General features: G+C 70.4%; 9 protein-coding genes and 1 pseudogene. 7 read left to right on the forward strand and 3 right to left on the reverse strand.

Annotated elements, in window-relative coordinates; all coding sequences use genetic code 11:
* The 4 genes and pseudogenes from KRR26_RS29350 to KRR26_RS29365 form a co-directional block, all read left to right on the forward strand.
* A pseudogene (locus KRR26_RS29350) lies at window positions 1-538 on the forward strand (cell envelope biogenesis protein TolA); the annotation flags it as partial.
* 171 nt (window positions 539-709) lie between these two features.
* Window positions 710-3,202 (forward strand): type VI secretion system Vgr family protein, encoded by a 2,493-nt coding sequence (locus KRR26_RS29355; protein WP_217081418.1) that lies wholly within the window; start codon window positions 710-712, stop codon window positions 3,200-3,202.
* 7 nt (window positions 3,203-3,209) lie between these two features.
* Window positions 3,210-5,591 carry an amidohydrolase family protein gene (locus KRR26_RS29360; RefSeq protein WP_217081419.1) on the forward strand — a complete coding sequence of 794 codons (2,382 nt, stop codon included), beginning with the start codon at window positions 3,210-3,212 and terminating at the stop codon, window positions 5,589-5,591.
* Between the two features lie 22 nt (window positions 5,592-5,613).
* Window positions 5,614-6,672 carry a hypothetical protein gene (locus KRR26_RS29365; protein WP_217081420.1) on the forward strand — a complete coding sequence of 353 codons (1,059 nt, stop codon included), beginning with the start codon at window positions 5,614-5,616 and terminating at the stop codon, window positions 6,670-6,672.
* Between the two features lie 19 nt (window positions 6,673-6,691).
* Here KRR26_RS29365 and KRR26_RS29370 read toward each other — a convergent pair whose 3' ends face one another.
* Entirely contained in the window at window positions 6,692-8,341 is a 1,650-nt protein-coding gene (locus KRR26_RS29370) for a Kelch repeat-containing protein (RefSeq protein ID WP_217081421.1), read from the reverse strand.
* A gap of 151 nt (window positions 8,342-8,492) precedes the next feature.
* Here KRR26_RS29370 and KRR26_RS29375 point away from each other — a divergent pair, with 151 nt between their 5' ends.
* On the forward strand, window positions 8,493-10,031 hold the full coding sequence (locus KRR26_RS29375; protein WP_120208406.1) for a sensor histidine kinase: 1,539 nt from the start codon (window positions 8,493-8,495) through the stop codon (window positions 10,029-10,031).
* Entirely contained in the window at window positions 10,028-11,353 is a 1,326-nt protein-coding gene (locus tag KRR26_RS29380; protein WP_120208404.1) for a M16 family metallopeptidase, read from the forward strand. Before KRR26_RS29375 ends, KRR26_RS29380 begins: the two co-directional genes overlap by 4 nt.
* Here KRR26_RS29380 and KRR26_RS29385 read toward each other — a convergent pair.
* Window positions 11,331-12,659: a tetratricopeptide repeat protein gene (locus tag KRR26_RS29385; protein ID WP_120208402.1), complete on the reverse strand. Its 1,329-nt coding sequence runs from the start codon at window positions 12,657-12,659 to the stop codon at window positions 11,331-11,333. The two genes, KRR26_RS29380 and KRR26_RS29385, sit on opposite strands and share 23 nt — an antisense overlap.
* A 142-nt stretch (window positions 12,660-12,801) precedes the next feature.
* Between KRR26_RS29385 and KRR26_RS29390 the strand changes: the two genes are divergently transcribed.
* Window positions 12,802-13,044: a hypothetical protein gene (locus KRR26_RS29390; protein ID WP_233577317.1), complete on the forward strand. Its 243-nt coding sequence runs from the start codon at window positions 12,802-12,804 to the stop codon at window positions 13,042-13,044.
* Between the two features lie 20 nt (window positions 13,045-13,064).
* On the opposite strand, the gene KRR26_RS29395 is transcribed toward KRR26_RS29390, so the two are convergent.
* Window positions 13,065-14,555, reverse strand: coding sequence for a DUF4388 domain-containing protein (locus KRR26_RS29395; protein WP_120208398.1), 1,491 nt, complete (start codon window positions 14,553-14,555; stop codon window positions 13,065-13,067).
* Between the last annotated feature and the right edge of the window lie 9 nt (window positions 14,556-14,564).

A 14,564-nucleotide genomic window follows, 5' to 3' on the forward strand; every position in this document is an offset into this window, starting at 1 on the left:
GGCGCAGCCTGTCGCCGCCGCGCCGGAGGCCGAGGCCCCCGCCGCCGCGCCGCAGCCGGCCCCGGCGCCCGCCGCCGAGCCCGTGCGCCGCTTCCGCGAGCTGAACGACGCGGACCGCGAGAAGATGGAGCGCCTGGAGACCGCGGCCAACAAGGACCGCAGCCGGGCCGTGGAGCTGGAGAAGGAAGTGCGCCGCGTCAAGGGTCGCGCGGACACCCAGCAGCGCATCTACGCCGCCACCAAGGGCGAGCTGGACCTGATGAAGGACAAGTACAAGGCGCTGGAGAAGCGCCTGAACCGGACGCTGCTGGAGCGCGACCTGATTCGCCGGGCCATCCGTGACCTGGAGAAGAAGACGGGCATGCTCGCCGAGCGCACGGAGCTGACGCCCGAGGAGATGGCCGCCAGCGATCAGCGCACCGAGGAGACCGCCCGCGTGCGCGCCGAGTCCGAGGCCCAGGCCGCCCAGGTCTCCGCCCCCACCGAGGCGCCCCCGGAGACCGAGGCCAAGCCCGCGGAGACGGCGCCCAGCGCCTGATCCCGGACCACCCTCTGGGTCGTCCCCCGCCCTCCGGCCCACTCGGCCGGGGGGCTTTTCATTTGCGGGCCCCTGAAGCGCGCCGGAAAAGCGCCGGTGGCTGTGTATTGGAAGGTTTCACTCCTGGTAGCATGCGTGGCCGGTCGCAGGTGTCACGACAGGGGGAGCCTCATGTCACCCACGCAGAATTCACCCGCGTTCTCGCTGCGGGTGGGGCCTCATGAAGCCAAAGAGCTGGTGGTCCACCGAGTGGCGGGACAGGAGGGCCTGAGCCGCCTGTACGACTTCACGGTCGACTTCGCGCCGTGGGCCGAGGGCCCGCTGGACGCGACGGCCCTGCCGGGCACCACGGCCCTGCTGACGGTGGAGCAGCCGCACGGCACGCCGCGCCACGTGCACGGAATGGTGTCCACGGTGGAGGCGCTCGGTCATCGCGGGGGGCGGTGGCGCTATCGCGCGCGCGTGGTGCCCACGCTCTGGCGGCTGACGCAGGTGAGCCGCAGCCGCATCTTCCAGAACAAGTCCGTGCCGGACATCCTCAAGGCCGTGCTGGACGCCGCCAAGGTGGAGGCGCGCGTCGCGCTCCAGGGCAGCTACGTCGCGCGCGAGTACTGCACGCAGTATCGCGAGTCCGACTTCGCCTTCCTCAGCCGGCTCATGGAGTGGGAGGGCATCTTCTACTTCTTCGAGCACAGCGCGGACGGGCACACGCTGGTGCTCGGCGACACGCCCAGCGCGCACCCCGAGCCCGCGGCCGGCGCCATCCTCCCGGTGCGGCCCGCGGACGGGCGCGTGGAGTCCGGCGAGTACCTGGTCCACCTGTCGCGCATCCACCGCCTGCGCCCCGGCGCGGTGCACCTCAAGGACTTTGACTTCGAGAAGCCCGCGCTGGACGTGTCCGGCAAGGCCACCCAGGCCGAGGGCGTCCCGGCCCTGGAGCTGTATGACTATCCCGGCGGCTACGTCGCGCCCGGCACCGGCAAGGCCACCGCGCGGGTGCGCGCACAGGAGGCAGCCCAGTCCGCCCTGACGCTCGACGCGGAAGGCGTGTGTCCGCGCGCCACCGCCGGCCACTTGCTGGAGGTGGACGAGAGCGGCGGCACCCACGCGGGCCGCTATCTGGTCACGCAGGTGCTGCACCACGGCGAGCAGGCCGAGCGCCCGGGCAGCACCGAGGCGCTCGGCGGCGCCTACCGCAATCACATCCAACTCCTCCCGGAGAGCGTCCCCTTCCGGCCCCGGCGCCTCACGCCGCTGGCGCGCATTCCCGGCCTCCAGACGGCCACGGTGGTGGGCCCCGGCGGCGAGGAGATCCACACGGACCCGCACGGCCGCATCAAGGTCCAGTTCCACTGGGACCGCGAGGCGCAGGGCGATGACCGCGCCTCGTGCTGGATGCGCACCAGTCAGGCCTGGGGCGGTCCCGCCTGGGGCGCCAGCTTCACGCCGCGCATTGGCCAGGAGGTGGTGGTGCGCTTCCTGGAGGGCGACCCGGATCGCCCCCTCGTCGCGGGCGCCGTCTACAACGGCAACAACCCCACGCCCTACGCGCTCCCGGACGAGAAAACCAAGAGCACCAACAAGAGCGCGTCCAGCAAGGGAAGCCAGGGCTACAACGAGCTGCGCTTCGAGGACGCGAAGGGCTCCGAGGAGGTCTTCCACCACGCGCAGAAGGACCAGAAGCTCGTCACGGAGAACGACAAGGAGCAGGAGGTGCGCGCCTACGAGGCCCTGCTCGTGAAGAAGGACCGCAAGCGCCGCATCGATGGCAACCAGTTCCTCTCCGTCACGAAGGACGACGTGGGCATCGTCGAGGGCAACCAGACGCTGCTCGTCCAACAGAACCGCACGTCCGCCACCCAGGGCAGTCACAGCGAGCAGGTGGAGGGCAACCAGACCGTCACCGTGGCGGGCAACGAGCGCATCGACACGAGCCTCGCCTCCACGATGCTCGTGGGCGCGGCGCGCGCGATGACCATTGGCGGAGGCTACGTGGTCAACGTCGCGCTCGCGATGAACGAGGCGACGGGCGGCCTGCGCAGCCTCCAGATTGGCGGCGCGGCCACCGAGTTCATCGTCGGCACGAAGCAGGAGTCGGTGGCGAAGGACTTCTCCCGCAAGGTGGGCAAGGACTTCGTCACCGAGGTGAAGGGCACGCTCAACCAGACGATGGGCAAGGACCTCGACGAGAAGGCCGGCGGCGACTCACAGCTCCAGGCGGTGGAGCTGATGTCGTGGATGGCCAAGACGTTCCAGGTGAAGGCCGAGCAGTTCTCCCTCATCGTGGGAGGCAACCTCATCCTGAGCATGGAGAAAGGCGGCGGCCTCCAGCTCTACGCCGAGAAGCTCACGCTCGACGGCAAGGAAGTGAAGATCAAGGGCGGCAAGGTGAAGAAGCTGGCCGCGGGCTCGCTCAAGTCCAAGAAGGAGAAGTTCAAGGACATCCAGAAGCTGGAGGACGCGAAGCCCGGCCCCATGTCCGTGCAGGTCAAGAGTCAGGACGGCAAGTCACTCGCCAACGTGAAGTACGAGATGGAGCTGCCAGACGGCACCGTGCGCAAGGGCACGCTCGACGGCAGCGGCAAGGCCGAGCTGAAGGACGTCCCCCCGGGCAACTGCCGCATGTCCTTCCCCGACCTGGACGCGGGCATCTCCAAGAGCTGAGGGCACCATGAAGACCTATACCGTGCAGGACGGCGACACGCCCCACGGCCTCGCCTCGCTCTTCGGATTCAAGGACTGGAAGAGCATCTACGAGCACAAGTCCAACGAGGCGCTTCGCGGCAAGCGCGGCCCCAACGAAATCCAACCCGGAGACTCCGTCACCATCCCGGACGCGTTCATCGAGCTGCCCAGCGGCTCCAGCGCGACGCTGATGGCCTCGGAGAAGCTGCCGCTCGCGCCCGTCATCATCGACGCGCACATGCACATCATGAGCGGCAACTGCACGCCGTTCCCGGTGGCCTACTACACGCAAATCGAGCCGCGTGTGAGCGGACTCCTGTCCCCCGCGAGCTCGCGCAAGACCCTCAACGGAGTCGGCAAAGTATTCAGCTTCGTCATGCCGTTCCTCGGCTGGTCCCCACGTGTCACGCTGAAGATTGGCGAGGACACCGTCGATCAGAACGACAGTGTGCCCGCGGTGTTCCGCAAGATGGACGCGGTGAAGGAACTGCGCGACTGCCGGCCATCCTTCCTGGGTATCTCCATCGTGCTGACCATGGACATGGATCTGTGCCAGCTCGATGGCTACAAGGGCTACCCAGTCTACAGAGAGGCCCCGGCCAACGACTCGCGGACCTCGACTGGGTCGCCGGTGGCCACGCCCGAGGGGCTCCCTCCCCCGACTAACGGGCTGGGGAAGACTTCCTGTGACGCAAACACTCCAACCGCGCGAAAGGAAAAGAAGCGATACCTCTTCAATACCCGGCTCACCGGAGCCGTGGACGAGCGGCCTGATACAGGTGTGGCGCACCCAGGGGAGTGGGGCCTCTTCGAGCAGTGGAGCGCGCAGTTGCTCGCCACCAAGGTGGCTTGCGCCGAGCACCCACTGCGCCTCATCCCCATGTACCATTACGAGCCGCGCCGATATTCTAAGTGGACGGGCCAGGAGAAGTCCTTCAAGGAGGCTTCGCTCGCACCCAACTGGGACCGGCCCTTCTCGCAGCTGGCCACCGAGTCGCAGGCGGGCATGTTCGCCGGCTTCAAGATGTACACGTCGCAGGCGTATCAGCCCATCGACCCGCACGTGCCCAGCCTGGCGAAGTTCTTCGCGCGGTGCGCCCAGGAAGGCGTGCCCATCATGACCCACTGCACGCCGTCCGGGCACTTCACCCATGATCGCCGGCTCTATATCGACCTGGACCCCGCGGCCGCGGACACGCTCAGCCAGACGGACAAGGACGCGTACCAGGACGGGCGCAAGAAGCGCGATGCCTACCTGGATGCGAAGGAGGTCCACACCCAGAAGGAGAAGACCTTCAAGGACTACTGCGCGGAGAAGGGCCTGGCGCTGAACCCGTACCTGTACCAGCAGCACGGCATGCTCGCGGCCGACATGGGCGTGATGCTCCCCGCCGAGTATTGGCAGTACTACGGCGAATACGAGGACGCGCGCACGGCCATGAACGACGCGGGCGAGGACTACGAGCGCATCGCCCGCTCGCTGCGCAACCACGAAGAAATCTCCGCGCGCTACAAGCGGGCGAACAAGGACCTGGCGAAGATGGACCAGGATCCCCCCCTGCGCTTGAAGTACTTCAAGGAGAAGCACCTGCATCCGGAGGCGTGGCGTCCGCTCCTGGAGAAGCACCCGAAGCTCAAGCTGTGCCTGGCGCACTTTGCCTCGGACACGTGCCTGTGGTCGCACTACCTCAAGGACGAGAACGCGAAGTGCCGCGACCTGGATGATGTCGAGTACGAGAAGAACTGGGTCACGTCCATCGTGGACCTCTGCGACAAGTTCGAGAACTTCTACACGGACCTGTCGTACCTGCCGCTCCTGGAGCCGCTGGTCCCCTATCCCGCGCGCTCCAAGCAAGAGGAGAAGGCGCTGAGCAAGATGGTGAAGGACAAGAAGCTGCCGCTCATGTGGCAGGGCCTCGCCAAGGCGTGCAAGGCGAACAAGAAGATGCTGACGAAGATCATGTTCGGCAGCGACTGGTACATGATCCTCGCGTCCAAGAAGAGCTACTCGAAGTGGTATCAGGAGACCATCGAGGGGCTGTCCTACGTGGAGAAGGAGCTGAACCTCCCGCGCAAGGTGAACCTCTTCTACCAGTTCGCGGTGGTGAACCCGATGCGCTTCTACCGGCTGCCGCTCATCGCGGACAACCTCAAGGCGGGCATCGAGGCCTTCGTCAACGACGCGCCGCTGACCGAGGAGGAGAAGGAGGAGCGCTTCTCGCAGACGTCCGAGCGGATGACGCGCAACTACCCCATCCTGAAGAACCTCGCGGCGGTGCTCGAGAAGGTGGAGAGCGCGTCGGGAGACGACAAGGGGCGGCTGTACCTGGATCAGGTCCGCTTCGTGAACGTGGTGCCCACGTCGTGAACGTCGCCTCGGAGTCCTCCGCATGCCTTCCGCACCCTTGACGCTGGGCCAGAGCGTGCCCTTCCCCGCCGCGGCGAAGCGATACGCGTTGCCGGTGACGGCCGAGCAGCTCGCGCTGGTGATGCCCACGCCCCGACCGGGCAGCGCGGCGGTCATCCTCTTCGACGAGACGCTGCGCCTCATGGAGCTGGGCGACTCCTCCGCGCACCTCACCAAGGTGGAGCGGGGCTACCTGCCGCAGGTGTCCGGCGGCAGTCTGCAAGGCATCGCGCCCGCGGTGCTCCCTGACTCGTGCGCGTACCTGCAGACGCGGCTGCTCGTGCTCTACGACCTGGCCAAGCGCGAGCATCAGCTCCACATGGCGGCGGACACCATGGAGGAGATGCCCATGACGGCGCGGTGGCTCTCCGTGGAGCCCAAGCGCATCGCGGTGGTGGTGCGCGACCTCACGAACTACCTGGACACCGGCAAGGCGGACTTCCGCCTGCGGGTGCTCGACCTGAGCGGGCTGGAAGCCGAGACGGTGGGCCAGCTCGACATGGGCACCGACGGCGGCTTCGTGTGGGACGCGGGCCATGGCGTGTTGGTGCTGCGCAAGGACAACCAGGTGCAGGTGCTCGGCCCCACGCTGAAGGGCCCGGTGGACCACCCGCTGCCGCGCGCGCTCGCGGGCCTGCTGTCCGCCAGCATGCGGTTGGATCGCCTGCGTCTGCACCCCACGCGTCCGCTCGCGATCTTCACCGTGGCGGGCCTCACCCCGGCGGACAAGGACGTGGGCGGCCTGTGGCGCGCCACCTGGGACGAAGGCGAGGCGAAGCTGGAGCCCCTGGCGCGACTGTCTCCCCTGGAGCGCGTGAAGCTGGGCGAGTTCTCGCCCGACGGCGGATGGATCTTCTACACGCAGACGGAGCCTGGGCCCGCGCGCCTCTATGCCCAACAGGTCGTGGACACGGTGGGGCCGCCGCACCTGCTCGGGCCGCTGGAGGACGTGAAGACGTTGCTGTGGACGCGCGCGCCGCTGGCGCTGGCGGCCATCTCGACGCGCCAGCAGCAGATCACCCGCTGGGCCTTCCCGAAGTGAAGGCCCGTCCCCGCCCGCGTCAGTCGCGCGGCGGGGGCATCACCACCAGCGCCTCGACGGGGAACCGCGAGGCGTCCTGGCTGTTGTCCACCCCGCCCACCACCAACACGGAGCCGTCCGGCAACACGGTGCACGTATGCTTCCAGCGAGGCTGGGGCAGCGGCGGCAATGACAGCGCCACCGAGGCGCCGTCCGCCTCGGGCTGCACCCAGTCCGCCTGGTCCACTGCGCGCATGATGCCATCCTCGTCCGGGCGCGAGCCGCCCAGGACGAGCACGCGCCCATCCGGCAGCGCCACCGCGCAGACGTTGGCGCGCGAGGCGAGGTTGGGCCCCGCCGCCACGCCTCGGAACCCCTCGTCGCCCACGTCCAACAGCTCGGAGGCCGCGACGGTGCGCGCCCGCTGTCCGGTGGCGACCTGGCCGCCCGCCACCAACAGCCGAGGTCCCTCGGACAGCGCCCGCCCCAGCCACGCCACCGCGGCGCCCGTGCGCGGCACCTTCAGCGAAACGCCCTCGCCCTGAGGCGCGAACGTGCCGTCCACGAAGGAGAAGGTCGGCACGAGGGCCTGCACCTGCCCGCCCTCGGAACCGCCCACCAGCGCGAGCGTGTGCCCATCCGGGAGCACCGCCAGCCGCCCGTCCGCACGCGGCATCGGCGTGGGCACCGCGAAGCCCTGCCCCAGCGCCGAGTCAAAGCCCTCCGCCGTGCCCACCGTCGAGCCATCCGTGTTGACGCCGCCGACGAACAGCACGTGTCCCTCGGCGTCCACCGCGGCCGTGTGGTGGGAGCGAGGCAGCCCCAGCGACAGCGCGCTCACCGTGCCCTGGGCCACGTCCAGGAGCACGGCGCTCCGCAGGGACTCGGGGACGATGCGGGTGCCCGCGTCCATCGCGCCTGCATCCGGGGAGCCCACGCCCGTGGAGCCCGCATCGAAGGGCCCTTCGAGCGGGCCGCCCGCGTCGGCGACACCCGCGTCGGAGGGGCGAATGCCCGAGGCGCCCGTGTCCCCTCCCGCGAGGAGCACGCGCCCATCCGGCAGGAGCGTCGCGGTGTGGAAGGCGCGAACGCCCACGTCGGGCGCGGGGGAGAAGGTCCCCTCGTGCGGATCAAAAACCTCGGCCGAACCGAGCCCCTTCGTGGTGCCATCGCCCACGTCGAGGTAGCCACCGGCCACCAGCACGCGGCCATCCGGCAGCGCCGTGGCGGTATGGCCCGCGCGCTGCGTGCCCGGCACGGCGCAGCCCGTGGGGTTGCTCGCGACGTTGGCCGCGGCGAACTCGCCCACGCGGCGCAGGAAGACGCGCACCGCCACGCGCCCCGTGCCGCTCTCTGGAACATCGAACGGCGCCGAGCGCCCGAGCGCGACGCTCACCGGGTGGGCCCCTGGTGAGCCCACATAGCCCCGCACCTCCAGCACGCGCGCGCGCCCCGCGGGGACCTCGGGCACGTCCTCGGGGGCCCAGCGCACGGTGCCGAGGTGCTCGCGCGGCGCCATGTCCGGCCCGCTGACGCGGAAGGACAGGTGCGTCACCCCGTCGAGCGGCGCCGTCCCAGTGCACGCCGTGGTGATGAGGTCCAGGTCGGTGGCCGCCTCGCGCGACCCGCACGCGCAGAGGGAGGCCACGAGGGAGGCGGGCAGGAGCCAGAGGAGGGTTCGCGCGGACATGGAGGGCCCACGCTAGCAGGCCCGCCCCCCAGGGGAGCGCGGGCTGTCAGGCCAGGGCCCCCGGAGCCCCGGGAAGTGGACGGATGACTTGCGCTTGGACGCTGGGGCGCGTAGCGATGACGTTCCACGGCCAGTCCCGGCCGGCTCCTGAATGAAGCTCTCGCTCGCCACCCGCATCTTCCTCGGCTACGCGGTGGTGCTCGTCACCTTCGGGGCGGTGTCCCTGTTCAGCGTGACGGAGCTGCACCGCAACCGGCTGGAGATCCGCCTCGTCAGCCAGGGCTACCTCCAGCTCTCGCAGGACGCCGCGGAGCTGGAAGCCCTCCACAACAACCAGAAGAAGGACACCGAGCGGCTGTTCGATCAGAACAGCGTGGAGACGCGCCGCGCCCTCATCCGCCTCACCCGCCTGTACTTCCCGCCGCACATGGCCCAGCGGCTGGGCACCGCCCGCGCCCGCGCGCGCGAGGTGCTCTCCTTCGCCCCCAGCGGCGAGGTGCCCTTCGTGCGGGGGCTGGACACGCGCTTCGGGGAACTGGCCCACCAGTACGAGGCCTATGGCCGCGCCGCGGAGGCCGTCTACGCGGTGCTGGCCGCGGACGCGCCGGACCACGTGGCGCTCGCGCGCACCATGGGGGACCTGAGCCAGGTGGAGAGCACCATCAGCCGCGAGCTGAGCGTGCTGCGCACCACCCTGGAGAACCGCATCCGCGAGCGCGTGGACGGCGCCGAGGAGCGCGAGCGCCGCACGGGCCTGGCCATCATCACCCTGTCCGTCATGGCCATCGGCGTGGGCCTGGGCGCCACCGCCTGGTCGGCGCGCACGCTGCGCCCGGTGCGCACGCTCATCGAGGGCGTGTCCCGCATCGCGCGCGGTGACTACAACGCTCAGCTCGGCGTGCGCGGCGATGACGAGGTGGCCGTGCTCGCTCGCGAGTTCGACCAGATGGCCCACTCACTCCAGACGCGCGAGGCGCAAATCAAGGCCCAGGCCGAGGCCCTCATGCGCGCCGAGCAGCTCGCCGCCGTGGGCCGCATCTCCGCGCAGATCGTCCACGAGGTGCGCAACCCACTGTCGTCCATCGGACTCAACGTGGAGCTGCTCCAGGACGCCCTGGCCGAGGCCCGCTTCCCCGCCGACGCGGGCTCCGAGGCCAGGGACCTGCTGGCCGCCGTCACGGGGGAGGTGGACCGGCTCACGGAGGTCACCGAGCAGTACCTGCGCATGGCTCGGCCCCCGCGCCCGGACCTGGAGCCCGAGGACATCACCCAGGTGCTCGACGGGGTGCTGGAGTTCACCCGCGAGGAGCTGGCACGCGCGGGCGTGGAGGTGGTGCGCGAATTCACGCCCGACACCCCCCGAGTGCTCGCGGACGAGGGCCAGCTGCGGCAGGTGTTCCTCAACCTGCTGCGCAACAGCCGCGAGGCCATGCCCGAGGGCGGCCGGCTGCGCGTGGCCACCCTCCCCCGCGAACGCGACGTGGAGGTGACGGTGCAGGACACGGGCGGAGGCATGACGGCGGAGGTCCGCCGGCACCTGTTCGAGCCGTTCTTCACCACCAAGGAGGGCGGCACGGGCCTGGGGCTGGCGGTGAGTCAGCAGATCCTCCAGGCTCACGGCGGCTCGCTCTCCTGCCAGAGTATTCCCGGCCAGGGCACGACCTTCGTGTTAAGGCTTCCTCGCGCATGAGCTTCGCACCGTATCGGGATGTGCTGCCCTCGGGGCTGCGCGTCGTCACCGTCGAGACTCCCCACCTTCACACCGCCCTGTTGGCCGTGTACGTGCGAACCGGCAGCCGCCACGAGCTGCCCGCCAACAACGGCGTCAGTCACTATCTTGAGCACCTCTTCTTCCGCGGCAGCGCGAACTGGCCGGACACCGTGCGGATGAATGCGGCGGTGGAGGAAGTGGGCGGCAACCTCAACGGCGTCACCACGCGAGACCACGGCTACTACTACACGCCGCTGCACCCGGATCATCTGCGCGTGGGCATGGACATCCTGGGCGACATGCTCACCCGCCCCCGCCTCACCGACATGGAGGTGGAGCGGCAGATCATCCTCGAGGAGATGCTGGACGAGGTGGACGACAAGGGCCGGGACATCGACCTGGACAACCTCGCCAAGCGCGCGCTGTTCGGCAACCACCCGCTCGCGCTGAAGATCGCCGGGACGAGGGAGTCCGTCACCGCCCTCACCCACGCGCAGGTGCTGGAGCACTTCGCGCGGCACTACGTGGCCGGGAACCTGGTCATCACCGCCGCGGGCCGCGTGAAGCACTCGGAGGTGATGGAGCTGGCCGAGCGCGCCTTCGCGCACCTGCCGCGTGGCCCGGCCACCACCGAGGAGGCCCCGCCCGACACGCCGCGCGGCCCCACCTTCCACTTCGTGGCGCACGACGAGGCCCAGACGGAGTTCCGCCTCAACTTCCGCACCGTGCCCGAGCAGCACGACGACTACGCCGCGCTCCAGATTCTGCGCCGCCTGCTGGATGACGGCCTCTCCTCGCGGCTGCCCTTCGAAATCGTGGAGAAGCGCGGGCTGGCGTACTCGGTGAACGCGTCGCTGGACACGTACCACGACGCGGGGCTGCTGGAGATTGAAGCGGCCAGCGCGCCGGAGAAGGCGTCGCTCGTGGTGGCCGAGGCCTTCCGCGTGCTGGGCGCGCTGTGCGACCAGGACGTGGGCGAGGAGGAGCTGCGGCGCGCCAAGCGACGGCACCGCATGCTGCTGGAGTTCTCCCAGGACTCGCCGGGCGAGCTGGCCGGGTGGTTCGGCGGCACCGAGCTGTTCCGCCCGCCCGAGACGTTCGGCCACCGCGCAGACCTGGTGGACCGCCAGTCCGCGGCCCACGTGCGCGAGGTGGCGCGCCGCTACTTCGCGCGCGAGAACCTCACGGTGGTCGCGGTGGGTCAGCGCAAGGGCATCAAGGCGCTGGAGAAGGTCGTCGCGGACGCGGACGGGCTGCCCTCGCTGGGCGCGCCCGTGCTCAGCGCCGGCTCCCTCGGATGATGACGGGCCCCGTGGGACGCTTCCGCGTCTTCGGGGTCGCGTTGTCGAGCGCCTTCCGGATGCGCAGGTACTCGGGGTTGGCGGGCTCGCGCTTGAGCAGCTCCTCGATGAGCTTCTTGCCGCGGGGCACCTGCGTCTCCAGCTGAGCGGAGAGGTCCGCCAGGTTGGCCTTCTCCTCCGGAGTGGCCTCCCCCAGGCCCAGCAGCCGCTCCAGCGTGGACATGGCGTCCGTCTTGCGGCCCGCGTCCAGGTGGAGCCGCCACACGCGCGAGAGCGCGGGGGCGAAGGTCGCGTCGGCGCTCAGCGCGTGGCGGAAGCTCTCCTCGGCGGCGCGCCGGTCCGACTGCTGCTCCTGCACGCGGCCTCGCACGTAGAGGGCCTGGGCCAGCCGCGGGCGCACGCGCAGCGCGCGGTCCACCCACTGGAGCGCCTCGGACTCGCGGCCTTGCACGCGGGACACCTCGGCCAGCCACGCCATGGCGTCCGCATTGCCGGGCTCCGCGTCCAGCAGCGCCTTGAGCGCCGCCTCGGCCTCCGGTGCGCGCTTGAGCGCGATGAGCGCCTGGGCCCGCAGCGCGACGACCTCCAGCTTCTTGCCCTCCTCGCCGGGCACGCTCTGCAAGTCCGCCAGGGCGAGGTCCGGGTAGCCGCTGGTGAGGAAGTAGTGCGCGCGCAGGAGCCGTGCGGCCGTGAGGCCCGGGTCCTGGTTCAGCAGCCGGTCCATGAGGTTGGCCGCGAGCACCTCGTCCCCTCGACGCAGGAGGATGTCCGCTTCCACCACCTTGGCGCCGGGGTCGTCCGGCCGGTCCGTCTGGATTCGCTCCAGCGTCTTGAAGGCGGCATCCACATCACCCATGCGCGCCTGGAGTCGCGCGAGCGACAACACCTCGTCGTCGCGGAGCTGATCCGCGTCCCGCAGGGACAGGAGGATGGCCAGGGCCTCGGAGGAGTGCCCCTCGCGCAGGTAGAGATTGGAGAGCTGCTTCTGGATGACGGGGTCCGTCCCCGGCGCGAGCGCCTCGGCCTGCTTCAGCGTGAGGATGGCGGCGCCCGGGTTGCCCGCCTGTTGATGGGCATCGGACAAGAGCAGCAGCGGCTCCACGCTCTCCGGTGCCGCGACGGAGGCGCGCTGGAGCGCGGCGATGGCGCGGCTGGTGTTACCGCTGGCCAGGGCCGCCTTGCCCTCGGCGAGCGCCGTCTGCGCGGTCTGTGCCTGCGTTTGCGCGGCGACAGTCTCCGGGTCCTTGCAAGCAAGCGGGAGGAGTAGCGCCAGCGCCCATGGCCGAAGGAAAAATCGTCGAGGCATCACTGAGGCGCAGGGTAGCGGATGTTATCCTCTCCCGTCGATGGACCCATTCGTCCGGCGCCTCGTGGAGAGGCTCCATGATCCCAGCAAGCCCCTGTCTCGCAACAGGCACTTCCACACCTTCGACACACCGGAGGGGCGGATGGCGCTGAAGGTGTTCCGCCGCCTGCGCAGCCTGCAGCGGGACATCCTGGCCTGCCAGGCCGAGGGCCGGCGGGCCTGCATCTCCCGCCGCGTCAACCCGGCCGGTGAGCACCGCCTGGAGCTGCTCATGGAGCGGCTGGCCGGCCGGCGTGTCTCCATGCTCCAGGCCGCGGAGTTCGAGCTGCTCGCCAACCTGCCCGGCGTCCGCGACGCGCTCGAGTTCCGCGACGAGGCCGCGTAGCACCTCCCCTGCGCCGAGGCTCAGGACGCGCTGGCGCGCTGCACCTGCGTGACGCCAGGGAGCGTGGGCGCGGGGTTGAGCGCGTGCATCAGCAGCGCGCGCAGCGCCTCGGCCAGGTCCTCGCCCACCGACACCGCGCCCGCGGGAGAGCCCTGCAGCGCGGCGGGCACCTCCGAGCCCACCACCACCACAGGCACGCGCACCTCCCACGCCAGGTAGCGCGCGAGCCGCACCGCGCCCTCGGACACGTCCATGAGGAGCGCGCCCAGCGCCCCGGCGCAGAACGGACGCCAGAGCGGACGCGCGGCCTCGGCCGGAGGCAACACGCAGAAGTCCAGGCGCAGCACTTCGCTCAACTCCAGCCGCCCCAGCGTCCCGAAGCCACTCTTCACCGCGGTGGGGTCCGCCGACAGCGCCTCCAGTCCCGGGACGCGCGCCAGCACGCGCCGGGCCGCGGACGCGCCACTGCCACAGACGAACACCTTCGCGGTGGCCACCTTCGAAGGCGCCCGGGTGCGCAGGATGCGTCCACGCAGCGCATGCACCTCCGCCGCGCCGAGCAGGTCGCTGGCGCCCAGGTTCGCGCCGTCGCCCTCCACCGGCCGGGCCACGCCCTTCGTGAGCAGCGTGGACAGCACGCCGAGCACGTCCATGTCCGTCGCCGGCGCCAGGTCCAACACCTCGCCGAGCGCGCGAGGCTGGCGCAACAGCTCCACCACCTGCGCCGTCACCGGGTGCAACTCGTCCGGCAGCACGACATCCGGCGCGAGCAACAGGCGCGTGTGCCGCGGAGGAAGCTTGGGCAACAGGCGGTTCACCTCGTCCGACTGACGCATGCCCTCCAGCAGCGCGTCGTCCATGGCCCGGGAGATGCGCGGGCGCGCGGCGCTGGTGCCCGGGGTGAACGTGAAGTTGCCCTCGGTCCACGCCAACAGGCGGAACAGGGCCTTCTCCCCTTCCACCCGGCCCAGGCGCGCGTTCACCGGGCGCCCCTCGGCCACGGAGATTTCACCGCGCTCGGCGCCGCGCTCCAGCGCGAGCCGCCCGTTGCGCTTGTTCATCCCCAGGATCTGCATCAGGTCCGGGATGCTGAGCTGGGTGAGCGAGCCTTCAATCTCCTGCTGCTCGCTCTTGAGGTCCTTGGCCGCCTCGCTGCGCCGGAAGATGTGCTCGATGCGGCTGAGCACTTCGTCCAGGTTGAAGGGCTTGCGCAGCGAGCCGTCGCGCGCGCGCACCCGGTCCGCGTCCAGGCTCGAGGTGGTGAGCACCACGGGGATGTCTTCGGTGCGGGGGTTGGTGCGCAGGATCTGGATGAAGGTGCGCGCGTCCAGCAGGCGGCACGCCTCGTCGAACAGCGCGAGGTCCGGATGGCGCAGCACCGCCACCTCCAGCGCGCGCGAGCCATCCGGCGCGTAGTGCACTTGATAGCCCTTGGTCCGCAGCGCCCGAGACAGGGCGCGCACGGAGTCGAGGTCGGGGTCGGCGATGAGGATCTTCCGCACCTGGGCCACGGCCGCGCG

The organism is Citreicoccus inhibens, assembly GCF_019039035.1.
In the GTDB taxonomy this organism is placed as follows: domain Bacteria; phylum Myxococcota; class Myxococcia; order Myxococcales; family Myxococcaceae; genus Citreicoccus; species Citreicoccus inhibens.